At 44.3% G+C, this 20547-nt stretch carries 20 protein-coding genes; 18 read left to right on the forward strand and 2 right to left on the reverse strand.

Features of this window, described 5'->3' with window-relative positions; translation table 11 throughout:
* The first annotated feature begins 1 nt into the window (after position 1).
* From BAE31_RS15730 to BAE31_RS15780, 11 genes are all read left to right on the forward strand, one after another.
* Positions 2-280 (forward strand): PTS sugar transporter subunit IIB, encoded by a 279-nt coding sequence (locus tag BAE31_RS15730; protein WP_076840908.1) that lies wholly within the window; start codon positions 2-4, stop codon positions 278-280.
* Positions 281-339: 59 nt separating this feature from the next.
* On the forward strand, positions 340-786 hold the full coding sequence (locus BAE31_RS15735) for a hypothetical protein (RefSeq protein ID WP_076840909.1): 447 nt from the start codon (positions 340-342) through the stop codon (positions 784-786).
* Positions 783-1814, forward strand: coding sequence for an alcohol dehydrogenase catalytic domain-containing protein (locus BAE31_RS15740; protein WP_076840910.1), 1032 nt, complete (start codon positions 783-785; stop codon positions 1812-1814). The genes BAE31_RS15735 and BAE31_RS15740 overlap by 4 nt, the downstream gene beginning before the upstream one ends.
* Before the next feature lie 180 nt (positions 1815-1994).
* Positions 1995-2978 (forward strand): pyruvate dehydrogenase (acetyl-transferring) E1 component subunit alpha, encoded by a 984-nt coding sequence (gene pdhA / locus BAE31_RS15745; protein ID WP_076840911.1) that lies wholly within the window; start codon positions 1995-1997, stop codon positions 2976-2978.
* Positions 2979-3009: 31 nt separating this feature from the next.
* Positions 3010-3990, forward strand: a complete 981-nt coding sequence (locus tag BAE31_RS15750; protein WP_034281944.1) for an alpha-ketoacid dehydrogenase subunit beta — start codon at positions 3010-3012, stop codon at positions 3988-3990.
* A 17-nt stretch (positions 3991-4007) separates the two neighbouring features.
* Positions 4008-5333 (forward strand): dihydrolipoamide acetyltransferase family protein, encoded by a 1326-nt coding sequence (locus BAE31_RS15755; RefSeq protein WP_076840912.1) that lies wholly within the window; start codon positions 4008-4010, stop codon positions 5331-5333.
* Between the two features lie 12 nt (positions 5334-5345).
* On the forward strand, positions 5346-6728 hold the full coding sequence (gene lpdA, locus BAE31_RS15760; RefSeq protein ID WP_076840913.1) for a dihydrolipoyl dehydrogenase: 1383 nt from the start codon (positions 5346-5348) through the stop codon (positions 6726-6728).
* Between the two features lie 25 nt (positions 6729-6753).
* Positions 6754-7455 carry an SDR family NAD(P)-dependent oxidoreductase gene (locus BAE31_RS15765; RefSeq protein WP_249895871.1) on the forward strand — a complete coding sequence of 234 codons (702 nt, stop codon included), beginning with the start codon at positions 6754-6756 and terminating at the stop codon, positions 7453-7455.
* Positions 7433-8218 (forward strand): SDR family NAD(P)-dependent oxidoreductase, encoded by a 786-nt coding sequence (locus BAE31_RS15770; RefSeq protein WP_076840915.1) that lies wholly within the window; start codon positions 7433-7435, stop codon positions 8216-8218. The genes BAE31_RS15765 and BAE31_RS15770 overlap by 23 nt, the downstream gene beginning before the upstream one ends.
* Positions 8219-8311: 93 nt before the next feature.
* Complete coding sequence (locus BAE31_RS15775; protein ID WP_024426787.1) at positions 8312-9268, forward strand: sugar-binding transcriptional regulator; 957 nt, start codon at positions 8312-8314, stop codon at positions 9266-9268.
* Positions 9269-9331: 63 nt separating this feature from the next.
* Positions 9332-9661, forward strand: coding sequence for a hypothetical protein (locus BAE31_RS15780; protein WP_024426788.1), 330 nt, complete (start codon positions 9332-9334; stop codon positions 9659-9661).
* A gap of 174 nt (positions 9662-9835) precedes the next feature.
* On the opposite strand, the gene BAE31_RS15790 is transcribed toward BAE31_RS15780, so the two are convergent.
* Complete coding sequence (locus BAE31_RS15790; protein ID WP_076840917.1) at positions 9836-11161, reverse strand: APC family permease; 1326 nt, start codon at positions 11159-11161, stop codon at positions 9836-9838.
* Positions 11162-11490: 329 nt separating this feature from the next.
* Between BAE31_RS15790 and BAE31_RS15795 the strand changes: the two genes are divergently transcribed.
* Positions 11491-12447, forward strand: a complete 957-nt coding sequence (locus BAE31_RS15795; protein ID WP_076840918.1) for a ring-cleaving dioxygenase — start codon at positions 11491-11493, stop codon at positions 12445-12447.
* A gap of 32 nt (positions 12448-12479) precedes the next feature.
* On the opposite strand, the gene BAE31_RS15800 is transcribed toward BAE31_RS15795, so the two are convergent.
* Positions 12480-13769 (reverse strand): S1C family serine protease, encoded by a 1290-nt coding sequence (locus BAE31_RS15800; protein ID WP_041105952.1) that lies wholly within the window; start codon positions 13767-13769, stop codon positions 12480-12482.
* 168 nt (positions 13770-13937) lie between these two features.
* Between BAE31_RS15800 and proG the strand changes: the two genes are divergently transcribed.
* From proG to BAE31_RS15830, 6 genes are all read left to right on the forward strand, one after another.
* Positions 13938-14762, forward strand: coding sequence for a pyrroline-5-carboxylate reductase ProG (gene proG, locus BAE31_RS15805; RefSeq protein ID WP_076840919.1), 825 nt, complete (start codon positions 13938-13940; stop codon positions 14760-14762).
* A gap of 189 nt (positions 14763-14951) precedes the next feature.
* Positions 14952-15776, forward strand: a complete 825-nt coding sequence (locus BAE31_RS15810) for a M55 family metallopeptidase (protein WP_076840920.1) — start codon at positions 14952-14954, stop codon at positions 15774-15776.
* 18 nt (positions 15777-15794) lie between these two features.
* A complete protein-coding gene (locus tag BAE31_RS15815) occupies positions 15795-16730 on the forward strand; it encodes an ABC transporter permease (protein WP_041105958.1) in 936 nt (311 codons plus the stop codon).
* Positions 16727-17689: an ABC transporter permease gene (locus BAE31_RS15820; RefSeq protein ID WP_076840921.1), complete on the forward strand. Its 963-nt coding sequence runs from the start codon at positions 16727-16729 to the stop codon at positions 17687-17689. Before BAE31_RS15815 ends, BAE31_RS15820 begins: the two co-directional genes overlap by 4 nt.
* A 6-nt stretch (positions 17690-17695) precedes the next feature.
* Positions 17696-18706, forward strand: a complete 1011-nt coding sequence (locus BAE31_RS15825) for an ABC transporter ATP-binding protein (protein WP_024426795.1) — start codon at positions 17696-17698, stop codon at positions 18704-18706.
* Complete coding sequence (locus tag BAE31_RS15830; RefSeq protein WP_076840922.1) at positions 18706-20328, forward strand: peptide ABC transporter substrate-binding protein; 1623 nt, start codon at positions 18706-18708, stop codon at positions 20326-20328. The genes BAE31_RS15825 and BAE31_RS15830 overlap by 1 nt, the downstream gene beginning before the upstream one ends.
* The last annotated feature ends 219 nt before the right edge of the window (positions 20329-20547 follow it).

Genomic DNA, 20547 nt, shown 5'->3' on the forward strand with positions numbered 1-20547 from the left:
AATGGCGAAGAAAATATTAGTATCATGCGGAACGGCAGTTGCAACATCAACGGTTGTCGCTAAAAAGGTAGAAGAGACGTTAAAGGAAAAAGGATATGATGTCGTGGTGGAACAGTGTAAGGCATCTGAAGTCCCGCAAAAAGCAGAGGGTGCTGATTTAATCGTGACAACAACGCCTGTAAGTGATACAAAAGGGACACCTGTGATTCAAACATTATCCTTTTTAACTGGATTTGGTATTGAAGATGATATCGAGAAAATCATCAATCATATCAAGTAGAAGACTATTTCAAGGAGGAGCTTTCGGGCTCCTTCTAGTGATCTGAAGGAGGAAGTCTTATGCAGCATCACGCTTATAGCCGAACGTCTGCAGTGTTGTCTATTTTTCTTCCGGCTGTGCTCATTTGTCTGTTTTTTCTCTGGTCTCTTTATACGTTATGGTCAGCAGGACCTGAGCCGTTAGCTGTGTTAGGCGTTTATACACTGCCTATTCTCATGCTTTCTAGTATCACAGGACTGAACCAGCCGACAAGCGTCATCATTAGTGAAGATCAACTGAAGATAGGGGCTTTTGGAAGATGGCACACATATGCAGTTTCTGATATTAAAGGAAAGCTATTTTTGAAGCCTTATCCTCATATCGGGAAAGTCTATGTCAGGGTGGGGCCATCTCGTATATTCGGAGGGCGTTACTGGATATCCAGCGAGATGAGTGAGTACAAGCAGCTTGTTCAAACGTTACAGGATTTTGCGAAGGGTGATGAAAAGGAGGATGCCGCTACATGAAATCAGCTGTCTTTTATTCTTCAGAGGACATTCGGTATGAGGAGCGGAACCGGCCAGTCATCGGTGATGATGAAGTTTTGTTAAAGCTGCGAGCCTGCGGCTTATGTGGAACGGATATTTACAAAGCAACACATGAGACAGTACCTCCTGGGACAGTGCTGGGGCATGAAATCGCTGGTGATATTGTCGAGACCGGCAAGCGTGTGACAAATGTCCAGACGGGAGACAGGGTTTATGTGGCGCATCATGTGCCTTGTTTCACCTGTGACTTTTGTCAAAAGGGATTTTATACGATGTGTCCGCAGTTTACAGCCACAAATGTAGAGCCGGGCGGGTTTTCAGAATATATCCGTGTACCTGCTTTGCATGTCAAGCACACGATGGGCAAGCTTCCAAAAGATGTATCGTATGAGCAAGGGGCGATGGTAGAACCGGTTGCTTGCTGCCTGCACGGATTTGAACGAGCACCTGTTCATCCAGGAGATTCCGTTTTGATCCTTGGAGCGGGGCAAATTGGCTGTATTCAATTGCAGCTCGCCAAATATTATTTGGCTGGGAAAGTGATGATAACAGACGTGAATGAGAACAGGCTGCTGCAAGCGAGGAGTTTAGGTGCAGATGTCGCTTTCCATCCAGCAGCTGAGCCGGTGGAAAACCGTGTGATGAAAGAAACAAATGGAAAGGGAGCAGACCTCGTTATTATTTCTGTTGGGAGCAGTGCACTTTTAAAAGAGGCGTTTCAGGCTGTAGCGCGAGGCGGGACGATTTTGGTGTTTGCTCATTTTCCAAAGGGAGATGTGGCTATTCCTGCTGAACGATTTTTCAATGATGAAGTGAAGGTAGTAGGAGCCTATTCCTCTCATCCATATCACTATCGTGAAGCCCTTGAGCTTTTGAAAGCAAAAGTAGTCAACACTGAAAAGATGGTGACGCATCGTTATCCGTTAAGCCAGCTGCTTCAGGCGATAGAATGTGCGAGGCATCCAGAGGGTGAGAGCGTCAAAATCATGATGTATCCAGATGAATGAGTGTATGAGATTAAAAGAGAAAGAGAAGTTCTTTGGAAAAGGGCTTTGCCTTTCTTTTTTTTTCTGATAAAAGATGAAAACGCTTAAAAATGAGAGAGAAATGCTTGACTTCGATGACACTTAAACGTATGATGATTACAAATGTAACATGTAAGAACAAATGTAAAGGGGAGAGAAGAAATGCAAAAACAAATCACTTTGCCTGAACAGATTAGTCATGAGAAATTAGCAGATTTATATAAACAAATGTGGTTAGTGAGATATTTTGATGAAAAGGTTGATCAATTTTTTGCAAAAGGACTTATCCATGGCACCACTCATTTATGTGTTGGGCAGGAAGCATCAGCTGTTGGATCGATTGCCGTGTTAAAAGATAAAGATAAGATCGTCAGCACACACCGAGGACACGGTCACTGTATTGCAAAAGGGGCCGAGGTCAATAAAATGATGGCTGAATTGTTTGGACGTGAAACCGGCTATTGTAAAGGAAAAGGCGGCTCCATGCATATTGCGGACTTAGAAAAAGGAAATCTTGGGGCAAATGGAATCGTTGGCGGCGGTATCCCGCTGGCAACAGGTGCAGCGCTCACATCTAAAATGAAGCAGGAAGACTTTGTTGTTCTTTGTTTCTTCGGAGATGGTGCCACAAATGAAGGCAGCTTCCATGAAGCATTAAACCTTGCATCCATTTGGGATTTACCGGTTGTGTTTATTTGTGAAAACAACCAGTACGGCATGTCTGGCCCTGTGAAAGAAATGATCAACATTGAAGACATTTCAACAAGAGCAGAAAGCTACGGAATGCCAGGGAAAACGGTTGATGGAAATGACATGGTCGAAATTATGAACACAGTAGATGAAGCAGTCAGCCGTGCGAGAGCGGGAGAAGGCCCATCGCTCATTGAAATGAAAACGTACCGCTGGAAGGGTCACTCTAAGAGTGATGCGAAAAAATACCGTACACGTGAAGAAGAGACAGAGTGGAGACAAAAAGACGGAATCAAGCGCTTTAAGTCTCTCTTGATTGAACTGAATGTTTTGACAGAAGAGCAGGCAGCAAGCTTACAGGAAGAAGCAAAGCAGGAAATTGAAGCGTCTGTCGAATTCGCCAAAAAAAGTAAAGAACCGTCAATTGACACACTATTAGAGGATGTATACGCCTAATTAGGAGGGGAATCACGTGACAAAAACAACAGTGAGAGAGATTTCATATTTAGAAGCCGTTCGAGAGGCTATGAGTCAGGAAATGAGAGAAAACCAAGATGTCTTCATTTTAGGTGAAGATATCGGCGTATATGGAGGTGCTTTTGGTGTCACGCGCGGCATGATTGAAGAATTCGGGCCAGAGCGCGTTCGCAATACACCTATCTCAGAGGCTGCCATCGCAGGTGGGGCAGTCGGAGCGGCTTTAACTGGTATGCGTCCGATTTTAGAACTTCAATTCTCTGACTTTATTACAATTGCAATGGATCAGCTTGTGAACCAAGCAGCCAAAACACGATACATGTTTGGCGGAAAAGGAAAGGTGCCGCTTGTCGTAAGAACACCAGCAGGATCAGGAACGGGTGCAGCGGCGCAGCACTCCCAAAGCTTAGAAGCGTGGATGGCGCATATTCCAGGACTTAAAGTGGTTCAGCCTTCAACAGCCTATGATGCAAAAGGACTTTTAAAAGCGGCGATGGATGATGACAACCCTGTCATTTTCTACGAGCACAAGCTTTTATATAAAACAATCGGTGAAGTGCCTGAAGAGCAATATTCCATTCCTCTAGGGAAAGCAGATGTGAAAAGAAGCGGGAAAGACGTCACGATTGTAGCAACAGCAATTATGGTACACAAAGCGTTAGAAGCGGCGAAGGAACTAGAAGCAGAGGGAATCGATGTTGAAATCATTGACCCAAGAACACTCGTCCCATTAGATGAAGAAACGATTATCGAATCTGTGAAGAAAACAGGTAAATGTATCGTCGTTCATGAAGCGGTAAAACGAGGCGGCTATGGCGGAGAGATTGCAAGTATGATAGCGGAAAGTGAAGCCTTTGACTACTTAGATGCTCCAATTAAACGACTTGGCGGTCTTGCGGTCCCAATACCATACAACCCGACGCTGGAAAAAGCGGTCATTCCACAAGTGCCAGATATTATTGAAGCAGCAAAAGAGCTTGTGCGCTCTTAAGTAAAGGGGAGAAGATCATGCCAAAAGAGATATTTATGCCGAAGCTGAGCAGTACGATGGAAGTCGGCACCTTGCTTCAATGGTTTAAAGAAGAAGGAGATTCGGTTGAAATCGGTGAGCCTCTTTTTGAAATTATGACAGACAAGATCAATATTGAGGTGGAAGCCTATGATGATGGTATTTTTCTAAAGAAATATTATGAAGCCGATGATCAAATTCCAGTCAATGCTGTCATTGGATATATCGGAGAGGCAAATGAACAGGTGCCAAGCGAACCGCCAGCACAATCAGATGAAGATTCACCAGGCAGCAGCGAATCGTCCTCATCAGACGCGGCTTCTTCCAGTTCTGCTGAAGCCCCAAAAACACCTAATGAAAAAGTACGTGCCACACCTGCGGCGAGAAAAACGGCAAAGGATCATCATGTAGCGATTCACGAGGTATCTGGCACAGGACCTAATGGCAGAGTTCAAAAGCGGGACGTCGAGGCGGCCGTCCACTCTAGTGAGAAAGAGCAGCGCGTGTCACCGCTTGCAGAAAAAGTGGCTGCTCGTGAAGGAATCAATTTAGCGAATGTTGCTGGATCTGGTGCAAACGGGAAAATTATGAAGAGTGATGTAACGGCAACAGCTGTACAAACAGCAGAAACTTCTCCAGTGAAAACACAAAAACTAGCTGGTATGAGAAAAGTGATCGCTGATCGCATGTCACAAAGTGCCTTTACAGCACCGCACGTGACATTAACAAGTGAAATCGATATGACAAAAGCGAAAGAAATACGCAAACAGCTATTGCCAGCGATTGAAAAAGGGACAGGCTACAGACTGTCGTTTACAGAAATTATCATTCATGCGGTCAGCAACGTACTCACGCGCCACCCGCATATCAATATGACGTTTGAACAAAATGAGCTCCATTTCCATGATGATGTGCACATTGGTCTCGCTGTCGCTGTAAAAGATGGCTTAATGGTTCCAGTCATTTCTCATGCGAACCAAAAAGGGTTGAAACAGCTGACAAAAGAGGCGAAAGAAATCGGCCGAAACGCACGTGACCAAAAACTGCTGCCAGACCAGCTGAAAGGGTCCACTTTTACTATTAGTAACTTAGGGATGTATGCCATTGATACCTTTACCCCGATTATTAATCAGCCGGAAGTGGCGATCTTAGGGGTTGGGCGCATTCAAGAAAAACCTGTTGTAGTAGATGGAGAAATTCAGGTGCGGCCGATGATGGGTGTTAGTTTATCGTTTGATCATCGAGTGGTAGATGGCGCACCAGCGGCTGCCTTTTTAACAGATCTTAAAAAAGTGCTTGAACAACCATTTGAATTGCTAATGTAGGAGATGAATCGGATGACGAAAACGTATGATCTGACAGTCATTGGCGGAGGGCCTGGCGGGTATACTGCCGCCCTTCAAGCAGCTGAGCGTGGACGGAAGGTCGCATTGATTGAAGAGGATTTTCTAGGCGGTACTTGTTTAAATCGGGGCTGTATTCCTTCAAAGACACTGCTCAAACATGCAGAAGTCATTGAATCAATTGAGAAGGCGAAAAGCTGGGGAATTGAAACAGGTGATTTGGTCCTTTCCTTCGATAAAATGAGAAAGCGCAAAGATGACGTCATTGAAAAGCTCAGAGGCGGAATTGCCTTTTTATTAAAGCAAGGAAAGATTGATGTATATAACGGCAGAGGTACAGCTGTTACAAAGCACCGGATTGAGATTGAAAAGCAAGATGGGGCAGAATCGATCGAAACGAAAGAGCTCATCATTGCCACTGGATCTTCACCTGCCATTCCGCCAATACCGGGTCTTAAAGACATTCAATTTGACACAAGTGATACGATCTTTGACATCCCAGATATTCCGGCTTCTGTCGTCATCATTGGCGGCGGTGTCATTGGACTTGAGCTGGCTTGTATCTTCCAGAGTCTTCAATCAAAAGTCACGATTATTGAAGCGGCTCCGTCTATTATTCCGCAAGAGGATGAGGAAGCATCTAAGCTGCTAGAAAGAGAATTAAAGAAAAAAGGCATCCATATCGCGAAGAAAACCACTGTGACAGAGGTGACGGAAAGCGAAGGAGTCAAAGCGGTTCATGCATCAGACGATAAAGGAGAGACGCATATCTTTACGGCTGAAAGACTGCTTGTTTGTGTAGGAAGAAGACCTAGCGTTTCTGCCGTCAGCCAGCTTGACCTTCAGCTGGATGGTCCTTTTATCAAGGTGAATGACAAGATGCAGACAAGCGTGGAAGGTGTCTATGCAGTTGGGGATGTCGCTGGCGGCTATCAGCTGGCTCACGCAGCGATGGCAGAGGCCGCTGTTGCGGTCAGTAATATTTGCGGTGTGTCTGAAAAAATGAATGCTGATATCATGCCTAGATGTATTTATACATTACCAGAGGTAGCAAGTGTTGGTCTGACTGAGAAAGAGGCAAAAGCCAAAGGACTTAACGTGCGGGCAGAACGATTTGATTTAGCGGCAAGCGGTAAAGCACTAGCGGCAGGCGAGCAAACAGGTTTTATTAAATTGGTATACGATACAGCCTATGGTGAAGTGATTGGTGCGACGATGGTTGGCCCGCACGTCACAGAGATGATTTCAGAAGCTTCCTCCTTTATGTATTTAGAAGGAACAGCAGAAGAGATGGCGAAAATGATTCATCCGCATCCGACCATCTCAGAAGGTTTTTATGAAGCAGCACTTGATATCGTGAGTAAGCTGAGAAAATAATGGCCAAACAAGGGATAGGGAGGAGATGCATGTGCACGTCCAGCTTCATCAGAAAGCGGCACTTGTGACAGGTAGCACAGATGGATTTGGAGAAGCCATCTGCCTGGCTTTAGCCCGGGCAGGTGCACATGTTTTTTTACACACGTTTCATGATGAATCAAAGGCTAAAACCATTCGTGAAGACATTCAAAAAATGGGCGGTCAAGCGAGTATTATTCAGAACCCGCTGGAAACGCCGCGTGATGCCACACGGATGCTGAGGAAAGTGATTGATACATGCGGTAAACTGGATATTTTGGTCAATCAAGCAGAGCAAGGAGCGGACGCAGAGCTTGATGACGTGAGCCCTGATGAGTGGGTGGATGAAGTGGAATCGGCTGTAAATACCGTTTTTCTTTCCAGTCAGGCTGCCGTATGGCATATGGTTGATCAGAGGCAAGGCTGCATCATTAATATATCGTCATCAGGCAGTATCACAGGTGATGGCGGGATCTCACATGCTACATCGAATTCTATGCTGAATGCCATGACAAAAGGGTTAGCGAGAGAATTTAAAGACAAAGGCATCCGGGTGCTTGCGCTGCTGCCGCCGCCTCTCCATTTGGTTCCTGATACAGAGCAAATTAAGGAGACTGTGGCCCATATGACGGTGTTCCTCAGTACATCCTATGGTGCATTTACAGATGGCGTGGCGATTATGCTTGATGGGGGTGAGAGTGCTGGCTAATGTTCAAAAACCAGTTCTCATCGTTGGCGGAGCCCAAGGGATCGGAAAAGAAATTGCTGAGCGGTTTTTAAAAGAAGGGCACCAAGTCGCCGTGTCAGATATAGACGAAAAGGGACTTTCGCTCTTAAAGACACAGTATCCTCAGCTGCTGATATTTCAAGCTGACGTTTCATCGTGGGAAAGTGTTCAGCAAATGATATCAGCAGCTGAAAGGGAGCTGGGCGGTATTGCTCACCTTGTGTATTCAGCAGGGATGACAAAATCACTGCCTTTTTTAGAAGTCGATTTTTCACTTTGGAAAAAGACACTGGCTGTGAACTTATATGGTCTTTACTATTGCATCAAAGCGTTGGCACCCTATATGTGTAAGCGGCAGGAAGGCAGTGTTGTCATTATTGGATCGGGATCGGCAATCACCGGATCAGGCGGCGGTATTCAATATTATGCATCAAAAGCAGGGGCTTTTGGATTGATGCGTTCGCTCGTAAAGGAACTAGGCTCGCATCAAATACGCATCAATGTGATTGCCCCCCGCGTAATTGAATCTCAAATGCTTGATACTCTCTATCCTACTGTAGAGGAGAAACGGCAGCTGCAATCTCTCATTCCCATTGGAAGATTAGGAAAGCCTGAGGATATCGCAGGGCTCACTTTATTTCTCACACGTGGCGAGGGGAGCTATTTGCACGGACAAATGATCCTGTTAGACGGAGGGAGAACGTATCAGCCGAAATATACTGAGGGAAAAAGAGCGGAGAGTTAATCGCTCTTTTTGTCATTTTCATAACAATTGTTCCAATTGGAAACGAATGTTTGGTATACTGGTAATCATAGTATATTAAAAGGATGATGTCACATGCTGAATTGGGAAGAAAGACGACAGCTCGTCAAAGTTGCTCATCTTTATTATACAGACGGGTGGACGCAGCAGGAAATTGCAAAAAAGCTCAATGTCTCAAGACCAGTCATTTCAAAGCTCTTACAAAAAGCAAAAGATGTGGGAATCGTTGAAGTGTACATTAAAGACGAAAGCATTCATACGGTGGAACTTGAAAAGCAGCTAGAAACAACCTTTCAATTAACAGATGCGGTCGTTGTCCCAAGTGTCGGGACAATGTCTGAGATGGTGAAGCGGGCAGTCGGTCAAGCAGGCGCCTATTATTTGTCTAAAAACATGAAAGATGCGGAGAAAATCGGTATTTCATGGGGCACGACGCTTGCTGAACTTGTCAAAGAATATCCGTTTGAACGAAGAAACGATGTGAAGGTCATTCCTTTAGAGGGCGGAATGGGCAGGCAGGCGGTCGACATTCATGCCAATCAGCTGGCATATGAGCTGGCAAAGAAAATGAACGGCACGTGTTCCTATTTATATGCCCCTGCGATTTTAGAAACAGAAGAATTAAAAGAACGGCTTATGGCGATGCAGGACATAGAAGCTGTGCTTGAAGAAGGCAGAAATGTGGATATTGCCCTCATCGGTATTGGCAACCCGCATAAAGGGTCAACTTTAAAAACAGTCGGTTATTTAAAAGAAGAGGACTTATCTGGTTTAAGGCAATCAGGGGCTGTCGGTGATATTGGCTTTCGTTTCTTTGATGGAGAAGGAAAACCTGTCCAAGATGAACTGAATCAAAAGGTCATTGGCTTATCGCTGGAACAATTAAAGAGCGTCAAAACGGTCATCGCTGTTGTAGAAGGAACCCATAAAGCTGAGAGCATTTTAGGGGCTTTAAATGGCGGCTTCATCCAAGTACTGGTGACAGACGAACTAACGGCGGCAGCCATTTTAAAGGAAGCATCCGTTCAATAAAAGGCTGGCAGCGTTCGAATGGTATAACAAGAGCAACATCAAACGAGAAAGGAGCTGTGTATCTTGAAGAAAACCGAAATGGAAGCAAACCTACACTGTACTCGGTGCCAAGAAGAGACCCTCCACAGCATCGTTTATGTGAATGATCAGATGAAAAGCGTTGAGTGTACAGAGTGTCATCAAAAGATCAGTGTGCAAGTCGACATCATGAAGGAATTTTACAAGGAAGTATACGAGAAAATAGCGACAAAGCCAAAGCGGATCACGCAGGAATATAAGTCGAACCTGAATGGATTTATCTCAAGGCTCCCAATCCGCGTGCTTAGTAAGCCATACCGGCTGATGAGATATTTAAACGAATCATACAAAGTGATCAAACAATATAAAAAATGAAGCAGAGACCTTTTAGCGCTCTGCTTCAGCGTGTAGGCAAACCCTCGCATTTTTTGTCAGTCCTCCGTTCCTGTGCTCACGAATGTCACATTTTCTCCGCTCCGGTACTCGTCTTTCCTAGACTACAAAGGTTTTCTATTACGCTGAGAAGAAGGAAAAAAAGCAGAGCACTGATTAGTGCTCTGCTTTTTTTTGTGCTTTTTTCATATAATAATAAATAGGCAGTCCAGCCATCCCGATCAGCATGGAGATCAGGCAGCTTTTCCAATCGGTGATCATGGTGCTGATTAAAACGAATAATGAACCGATAATCGCAATGATCGGTGTCAGCGGGTAAAGTGGTACACTGTAAGCACGCTTCATTCCGCTGTTTTGTTTTCTCAGCTTAAAGACGGCGAAAAAGGCCATCACATAAAAGATATAGATCATGAAAATCGAGACCTCAGACAGCTTCTCTGGATTACTGACGATCATAAACACAATGGCGATCAAAATTTGCACAAATACAGCGATCCAAGGTGTTTTAAACGTTGGGTGAATCCGCGAAATCGCATTGGCGAAAGGAATCTGCTTTCGTTCTGCCATCGCAAAAATCACACGTGGGAATGAAAGAATCTTGCCGTTCAAACAGCCAAAGATGCTGATGATGATCCCAATACTAATGATTTTCCCGCCAATTGGTCCAAAGAGCATGGTAGCAGCAGTGCTTGTCGCATTTTCACCTAACTGGACGATTTGATCAGCTGGCAGCACGTGCAAAAGTGCGACATTAATAAAGAGATAACAAGCCGTCACGATTAAAATTCCGCCTGCCATCGCGCGAGGCAGCAGTTTCTCAGGGTTTTTCATTTCTCCCCCAAGCGCCGCAAGTAAAATCCAGCCATCATAGGCAAACAGCGTAGCCAAAATCGCTGCACCGAAGTTCATTTGAGCGATACTATCGTTGACGGCCATCAAGATGTTTTCGTTACCTTTCCATATGCCAAACACAATAATAGCGGCAATTGGGACAAGCTTTCCGATAGTGGTCAGCCCCTGAACAAATCCGCCGTATTTTGTTCCCATGATGTTGATGATACATAAAAATAAAACGGTGATAATGCCGATCGTTGTAGACCATAAAGTCGAAAGAGAAAATAAATTGGCTAATAATGAACCAAAATAAAGACCAAGTGCACCAATGATGGCTGGTCCGTAAATAATAATCTGCACCCAGCCGCATAAGTAGCCCCAAAATTCACCATACACTTCTTCAAGATAGGCGTACAAACCGCCGGTTCTCGGGATTTGTGTACCAATTTCAGCGACAGTCAGTCCGCCTGCAAGGGTTAAGATCCCACCTAACAGCCAAGCGAATAAGGCGATGTCTGAGCTTCCTGAATAGGAAAGGACGTTGCCTGGCTTCATAAAGACGCCTGACCCGATAATGGTCCCGATGACAAGAGATAGGGCGAAAAATAAGCCGATGTCTTGTTTTAACGCTGGTTGTTCTTTGTTCATTACACACGACCTCCTGCATCACTTTCGTACGTTACTGTGACATGTATTTTGTTCATTGTAATACGATTTTAGGAAAACAAGAATTAAAAAAATTTTCTGATTTTCGTATTTGTATTTGAAAGTGTTCATTTATTGGAGATATTAGGGTAAATGTTGTGTTAAAAACGAACATTTAAAGTTTATTCTTGATTAAATGTTAATTTAATGACCGGAAACCGAACATCCAGTAAACGTGCAGCCAAATGGTTGACTTTTCTTGAAAAATGAACTATTTTATTCATAAGGATATTATCTCGAATTCGAGATAATTTAAAATAGGAGTGAAAATAATGAAAATCAATGGGATTCACCACGTATCTGCGTTAACAGCCAATGCTCAGAAAAATGTTGATTTCTACCGCCAAATCCTTGGCTTGAAACTTGTAAAGAAAACAGTCAATCAGGATGACCCGTCTATGTATCATTTGTTTTATGGAGATGAGGTCGCTTCACCAGGAACAGAGCTTACATTCTTTGAAATTCCAATGCTTGCCCGCCGTTTGGAAGGGACGAATGCGATCACAAGCACAGGTCTTCTCGTTTCTTCTGAAGAGGCACTCACGTTTTGGGAAAAGAGGTTTGAAGATAAAGGCGTGCAGCAAGAAACAGCTTCTTTGAGAGGCGGAAGACCTGCTTTGCGTTTTAAAGACCCAGAAGGGCAGCAGCTGTTTTTAACAGTAGAACCGAATACGCAAGAGGCAGGCTCACCGCCAGTGCATGACGATATTCCGGCAGAGTTTGCGATTAGAGGTTTAGGTCCAGTTGAATTAACCGTTGCAGAAGCTGACAAGACGATCCGTGTTTTAACGGACATCCTTGGTTTCACTGAAAGAGCACGTGAACAATCAAATAATGGAGAGATCGTGACCATTTTTGAGTCAGGAAATGGCGGTGCTGGAACAGAAATTCATGTGATGGAAAAAACAGAAGGGCCTTCTGAACGTTCCGGCAGAGGAAGTGTGCATCACGTCGCATTTCGCGTGAAGGATGCAGAGGAGCTTGAAAAATGGTATGAAAAAATCTCAAAAGCAGACTTTACGAACTCTGGTGTTGTAGAACGCTTTTACTTTAAAGCTCTTTACTTTAGAGAGCCAAATGGTATTTTATTTGAAATTTCAACAGATGGCCCTGGGTTTACAGTGGATGAAGGGGTGGACGAACTTGGTGATCAATTAGCCCTTCCGCCGTTCCTAGAGCATAAACGAGCAGAAATTGAACAAAGATTAACGCCAATTCAGTCGTCATAAAAAAACAGCTCATCAACTGAGCTGTTTTTTTATTAGGAACTGACCTGCTTAGATTCAGATTGTGTTAATGTGACCTGCTTTGTTTCTTGTTTTCCGTTTCGAATGAGGGTGATGCTCACGGTGTCCCCTACTTTTGCATTCGTGTATAGCTCATGACGTAATTCACTGCCAGTTTTGATTTGTTTCCCATTGATGCCGGTAATGACATCCTCTGACTTTAAGCCAGCTTTGGCGGCAGGTGAACCTGCGGCGATATCTTTGACGTAAACGCCTTTATCGAGCTGACTGGTTTTGAGTCCGAGAGTTTCTTTCTGATACACATCTGGAACTTGTTCGAGATCCAGCATGCTGATGCCGATATATGGACGTTCAATTTTTCCTTTTGCGAGAAGCTGATCAGCAATTGGTTTGACATCATTGATTGGCAGTGCGAACCCAATGCCTTCAACACCTGTTTCAGATATTTTCATACTCGTGATCCCCACAACCTTTCCGTCTGTCGTCAGAAGCGGGCCGCCGCTGTTACCTGGGTTAATGGCTGCATCTGTTTGAATGACATTAATGCTGCTTTCGCCTGCTGATGTGTTCATAGAGACTGTTCGGTCGACGCCGCTGACAATTCCTTGTGTCACCGTTCTTGAAAGATCTTCACCAAGCGGGTTTCCGATTGCAATGACGGTTTCTCCAGCACGCAGTGAGGAGGAATTGCCTAATGCCGCAACCTTTGTCACATGACTGCTGCTAATTTCCACAACGGCTAAGTCAGTGAGCGGATCAGCTCCAACCAGTTTTCCTTCAATGGTTTTGCCATCGTGTAAGGATACGGTTAGTTTGTTTGCCCCTTCAATGACGTGGTTGTTTGTTAAGACATAGGCTTTATTGCCTGATTTTTTGAAAATGACTCCTGAGCCTGTACCGGTTTTTTCCTCTTGACTGCTTTTGTTTTGCGGTAATTCATCAAAAGGCGTATTGAAATCGCCAAAGCTCGTGTCTGTTTGAGTTTGCGCTTGGTAGTTTGTAATGCCGACAATAGCTGGTGATACATTTTCGACCATGCTGGAGATGTTGCTTGATGAATTTGATGTTTGGACGGCTGTTGTTTTTGACGAATTTGTGTGATTTGTCGATACTGCTTCTGTTTTTGCTGCCGAATCATTTGCGGTGCTGTCTGATGAATGCTGAGCATATGGCGTAAGAACGTAGACACCTAACGCTAATGTACCGCCTACAACACCGCTGAGAAATGGCTTAAACCAGCCGTTTGGCTTTTTCTGTTTTTGAGGTTGTTCAATTGTTTGTTTGTCATCTTTGTGCTGTGTCATTTCAATCACTCTCTTTCAATGATTTTTTCATGTATGTGTTTGGGTGTTTTACCGTATGTGGTGGGGACTGACTTTATCGTATGAAAAAAGTGTGGGATAAAAATGAAAACATTGTGGGAAATTGTTAAAATAAGTAGTGAATCTAAGCAAGATAGAGGAGATTAAACTGTGGAGACAATTGGAATCATTGGATATGGAAGTATGGCTGATATGATGGTGCAAAAGTGGCTGGAAAATGGGGTGCTAGATGCTCATCAAATCATGATCCATACAAGAAGTGAAACGGAGCGCCTTCATCAGCTCAAAGAAAAGCAACAAGAAATCAACATTTGTTCATTAGAGGAACTATCTGCGTCATGTGATATATTGTTTGTCTGCGTGCCGCCGCTTGCTGTACTAAATGTTCTGGATCAGCTGCCTTCTAAAGGGAGAGCGGTACATATTGTGTCAGTAGCAGCAGCTGTAACATTAGAAAAGTTACAGGCGCATACAACACAGCCAGTATCCAGATACATCCCAACGCTCACGTCAGCTGTTGGGACAGGCGTATCTCTTGTTGCGCATGGTGCAGCCGCAGGACGTGAGGACAAGGAGCGCTTGCACCGGCTGCTTTCAGCTTTTAGTATCGTCAGGGAGGTAGAGGAAGACCGATTTGATGCGGCGAGCAATTTGACAAGCTCATCTCCTGGTTTTATCGCTGCTCTTTTTGAAGAAATGGCGAAAGCGGCTGTGAGAAATAGTGATCTTTCCTTAGAGGAAGCGAATGAATTTTTAACGTATGCCCTTTTAGGAACTGGCCAGGTTCTCGTAGAACGAGGCCTAACCTTTGCTGAAACTGTCGATAGAGTGGCGACAAAAGGGGGAATTACAGGAGAAGGTGCTGAGGTCATTCAACAGCAGGCGCCTCAGATGTTTGATGATTTATTTACACAAACCATAAAGAAATATGAACAGCTGAAATCTCAGATCAACGAAGCGGATAAACACCACTAAAGACATAGTTAGTGGTGTTTTATTTGTTAAAAAAATCCTTTCTAAAAAAGTCTTTTGACCTGTATTATCTAAGTCTAAACTCCTTATTTTCGGACATTGTATTGAAAAATCAATCAAGTTCTCATATAATTTTTTAGAAAATTTAGAAAAATATACACAAATTTTATGTTTAATTAAAGGGGGATGGGAATGAAGCTCTATCTATCTGTCGATATGGAGGGAATTACTGGTCTAGCTGATCATACATTTGTTGATTCACAACAGCATAACTACGAGCGTGGCAGACGCATTATGACCGGTGAAGTGAACGCCTGTGTAGAGGCGCTTGTCCAGCATGGTGCCACAGACATTTTGGTGAATGACAGTCATTCTAAAATGAATAATCTTTTGATCGAAGAACTGCATGAAGAGGCAGTTCTCATATCAGGTGACGTAAAGCCTTATTCAATGGTGCAAGGATTGGATCAAACCTATGATGCAGCTGTTTTCTTAGGCTATCATGCAAGGGCATCAATGAAAGGTGTGATGTCGCACAGTATGATTTTTGGGGTCAGACATTTTTACATAAATGATCATCCAATTGGCGAAATGGGCTTTAATGCGTATGTTGCAGGCTACTATGGTGTGCCGGTGATTCTTGTTTGCGGAGATGATCAAGCAGCACGTGAGGCAGAAAAGCTGATGCCTGGTGTGAAAACAGTGGCAGTGAAAGAGACCATCTCAAGATCTGCTGTGAAATGCTTATCTCCAGCCAAAGTCAATAAACAAATCTCACAGCAAGTGGAAGCCGCGATGAAACAGATTGATCAAATGAAGCCGCTGACGCCTCCTGATCAGCCGCTGCTTAAGATTGAGTTTGCCAATTATGGACAAGCTGAATGGGCGAATTTAATGCCGGGTACTGCCATCATAGAAGGAACAACGACGGTGACGTACCAAGCAGACAATATATTAGAAGCTTATCAAGCGATGCTTGTCATGACAGAGCTTGCCGCACGTACAACATTTTGTTAAGTGAGGGGGAGACAGCAGATGGCCAGCTTTTTGCTCAAGCGTTTTATTGCGATGATCGCTACGATCTTAACGATTACGACTTTAACGTTTATTTTAATGAAGGTCATCCCAGGATCGCCTTTCAATGAAGAACGAAATACAAACGAAACCGTCCAGCGAAACCTCGAAAGCTACTATCACTTAGACGAACCACTCTATGTTCAATATGTCATCTATTTAAAATCCATTGTTACCTTTGATTTTGGTCCTTCCATTAAAAAGCCTTCTGAAAGTGTCAATGATCTATTGGCGAGAGGCTTCCCAGTCTCATTAGAACTTGGTCTTATCTCAATATTGATTGCTGTTATCTCTGGCATCCTGCTAGGGGTTATGGCTGCCCTCCGGCATAATGGTTTGATTGATTACATCGCCATGACGATTGCTGTATTCGGTATATCCATTCCAAACTTTATCTTTGCTACCTTATTAATTCAGCAGCTTGCTGTCAATTTGCAGCTCTTTCCTACAGCGATGTGGACAAGTCCAATGCATATGGTGCTGCCTACAATCGCCCTTGCTGTCAGTCCAATGGCCATTATCGCCAGGTTAACGAGATCGAGCATGATTGAAGTGCTGTCGCAAGACTATATCCGTACGGCCAAAGCAAAAGGACTTTCTCCCTTTAAAATTGTATTTAAACATGCGCTTCGGAATGCACTTTTACCCGTTGTAACTATTCTTGGAACACTTGTCGCAAGTATTTTAACAGGAAGTTTTGTCATTGAAAAAATATTTGCCATTCCTGGAATGGGAAAATACTTTGTCGAGAGTATTAACAACCGTGATTATCCTGTCATCATGGGAACCACTGTTTTTTACAGCATTATTTTAATCACACTTCTCTTCATTGTCGATGTGGCGTATCGTCTTCTTGATCCAAGGATTCAGCTGCATCAGAAAGGAGGAAAGGCATGAGTATACACCTTCAGCACGATCCATCGAATAGGCATCCTGAAGTGCCGGACGAATGGTTTTCTCCACGAGAGCAAAAGAAAAAGGAAGCCCATGCCATTAAAAGACCATCTCTTTCCTATTGGGCAGATACATGGAGGCGGCTGAAGCAAAATAAGCTTGCGATGTTTAGCCTATCGGTTCTGATTTTTCTTTTTGTCATGGCAGTCTTAGGCCCATTGCTTGCGCCAAATAGTGTGACAGAGCAGCGTCTTTCGATGCAAAATCTGCCGCCCTCGGCTGCTCACTGGTTTGGAACAGATGAGCTTGGACGAGATGTGTTCACACGTACTTGGTACGGAGCCCGTATTTCATTATTTGTGGGTGTCATGGCAGCCTTGATTGATTTTGCCATCGGTGTAATTTATGGGGGCATAGCCGGCTATAAAGGTGGACGCTATGACCATGTCATGATGCGGATTGTCGAGGTGCTCTACGGACTTCCTTATTTACTGGTCGTCATTTTATTGATGGTGCTGATGGGGCCAGGGCTAGTCACTATTATTGTAGCGCTCACTGTCACCGGATGGATTGGAATGGCAAGAATTGTGAGAGGTCAGGTTCTTCAGCTGAAAAGCCAGGAATATGTCCTTGCCTCAAAGACCTTTGGTGCCAAAAGCCTGCGGATCATTCGCCGCAACCTGCTGCCGAATACGATGGGGCCGATTATCGTCCAAATGACCCTGACTGTACCGACCGCGATATTTGCTGAAGCGTTCCTAAGCTTTCTCGGTTTAGGTATTCAAGCGCCGTTTGCAAGCTGGGGCGTGATGGCTAATGACGCTTTGCCGACTGTGCTGTCAGACAATGGACATTGGTGGCGTTTATTTTTCCCGGCATTTTTTATTTCACTCACGATGTTTTGCTTTAACAATTTAGGTGATGGCTTGCAAGATGCGCTTGATCCAAAGATGAAGAGGTGAAGCGCTTTGAAAAAAGTTCTACAAATTATCGATCTGCACGTCAGTTTTCGGACATACGGCGGTTCAGTTCAAGCAGTACGCGGAGTGAATGTCGATGTATATGAAAAAGAAACCCTCGCCATTGTGGGAGAATCAGGCTGCGGAAAAAGTGTGACATCACAAAGCATTATGAGGCTTCTGCCTGCATACAGCGCGCAAGTCGATCAGGGAGAAATCTGGTTTCAAGACCGCAACTTGCTGTCATTATCCGAGAAAGAAATGCGCGCCATACGAGGTGTCGATATTTCGATGATCTTCCAAGATCCGATGACAGCACTCAACCCAACCTTGACAATAGGAGATCAGCTGATGGAGGCGGCGAAGGAGCATCAAAAGCTGACGAAAAAAGAAGTGAAAGAAGCCGCCATACAGATGCTTGATTTGGTCGGTATTCCGCAGCCGAAGGAGAGACTAAAGCAATATCCGCACCAATTCAGCGGGGGAATGAGGCAGCGGCTTATGATTGCCATGGCACTGATTTGTGAGCCAAAGGTGCTGATCGCAGATGAACCGACGACGGCGCTGGATGTGACCATACAGGCACAAATTTTAGAGCTGTTTAAAGAGATTCAGAGGAAAACAGGGGTTACCATTATTTTAATCACACACGACTTAGGGGTCGTAGCCCAAGTTGCCGACCGGGTAGCAGTCATGTACGGAGGGAAAATGGTTGAAACCGGAACAAGGCAAGATATTTTTTACAGTCCGCAGCATCCTTATACAAAAGGGCTCCTGCAATCCGTTCCAAGACTTGATATGAAAGATGAACTGATTCCAATTGAAGGAAGCCCGCCTGATTTATTTGCACCGCCAAAGGGCTGTCCGTATACCGATCGCTGCCCGGCTGCCATGAAAGTGTGCGATCATATCATGCCGCACGAAACGCAGCGGTCACCTACTCATACAGTGCATTGCTGGCTCCAGGATGGGCGAGCGAACCAAGCGATGTTATCTTCAACACAAAGGGGGAGTTTTTGATGAGAAAAAAAGGGTGGATCATTAGTGTTTGTTTGTTCATCATCATGCTGCTCGCAGGATGTACAGCCAATGAGCAAGCAGGTAAAGGATCATCGAGCAACAAGAATGAAAAGAAAGTATTAACCTTAAATAACGAAAACGAACCGACGTCATTTGACCCGCCGATTGGTTTTAATAATGTATCGTGGCAAGGTCTGAATAACTTAATGGAGGGATTAACAAGACTGAATGAAAAGCACGAACCATCTCCTGCAATGGCGGAAAAATGGGAAATTTCAGAGGATGGAAAAACGTACACATTTCATTTAAGAGACGGCATCAAGTGGTCGAATGGTGATCCAGTGAAAGCGAGTGACTTTGAATATGCGTGGAAGCGTCTGCTTGATCCGAAAACAGGCTCTTCTGCATCGTTCTTAGCTTACATGATTGAAGGCGGAGAGGCATTTAACAGCGGAAAAGGAAAGAAAGAGGATGTAAAAGTCAGTGCTGAAAATGACAAAACGCTAAAGGTCACACTGGCATACCCGCAGAAATCGTTCTTAAATATGACCGCAAACCCTGCCTTTTTCCCTGTCAATGAGAAGGTAGCAGAGAAGAATCCAAACTGGGCAAAGGATGCCAAAACCTTTGTTGGGAATGGACCGTTTCAGCTGACAGAATGGAAGCATGATGAGAGCTTCACTATGGAAAAAAGTGAGACGTATTGGGACAAAAAATCAGTCAAGCTGGATCAGGTAAAGTGGCTGATGATCAGCGATCGAAACACTGATTATCAAATGTATCAATCGGGAGACTTAGATACTGCCTTCGTCCCAGCAGAACAAAGTGAAAATTTGCTGAAAAATAAAGATGTACAAATTGAAGATCAGGCTGGACTGTTCTTTTATCGTCTGAATGTGAATATGGAACCTTTTCAAAATAAGAACATTCGCAAAGCCTTTCAAATGGCGATCAACCCGCAAGATATCGTGGATTATGTAACGAAGAATAAAGAAAAGCCAGCCCGCGCCTTCGTTTCGCCGGGGATTCTAGATTCAAAGGGTGAGGATTTCAGAGAAGCTGGCGGCGATCTTGTCAAACAAGATACGAGTGAAGCTACGAAGCTATTAGAAAAAGGACTGAAAGAAGAGAACTATTCAAAGCTGCCGCCCGTCACATTAACATATAGCACAAAGCCTGAGAACAAGAAAAAAGCTGAAGCCATCCAGCAGCAATTAAAAGAAGCGCTTGGTGTGGACGTGAAGCTTGCAAACATGGAAGCCAATGTATTTGCAGAAGATCAAAAGGCGCTGAAATTTCAATTCTCGCAAAGTTCATTTTTAGCAGACTATGCAGATCCGATCAATTTCCTAGAGAGCTTCCAAACAGGGAATGCGATGAACCGGACTGGATGGTCAAACGACACCTATGATCAGCTGATTAAAAAGGCGAGCCAGGAAGCAGATGAACAAAAAAGAAACAGCATCCTTCATGATGCAGAGGCACTTCTCATTGAAGAAGCACCGATCATTCCAATTCATTTTTATAACCAAGTTCATTTGCAAAAAGAGGGCGTGAAGGGAATTGTCCGCCACCCTGTTGGGTATATCGATTTGAAATGGGCACAAGTAGATGGAGAGTAATTGAAGGGAATGAGGGATACGGACGCTTTGAACAAAAGCGTCTCAGCGCGCGGACAAACCCTCGCATTCTTTGTCAGTCCTGCGCTTCGGTGCTCACGAATGTCAAATTCGCTCCGCTCCGATGCTCGTCCTTCCTAGGGCTGCAAAGGTTTTCAGGTCACGTTGAATAGAAGACAAAGGGCTAAAATAAAGATCATTTTAGCCCTTTGTCAACAATAT

This window comes from Bacillus sp. I-2 (assembly GCF_001974945.1).
In the GTDB taxonomy this organism is placed as follows: domain Bacteria; phylum Bacillota; class Bacilli; order Bacillales; family Bacillaceae; genus Bacillus; species Bacillus safensis.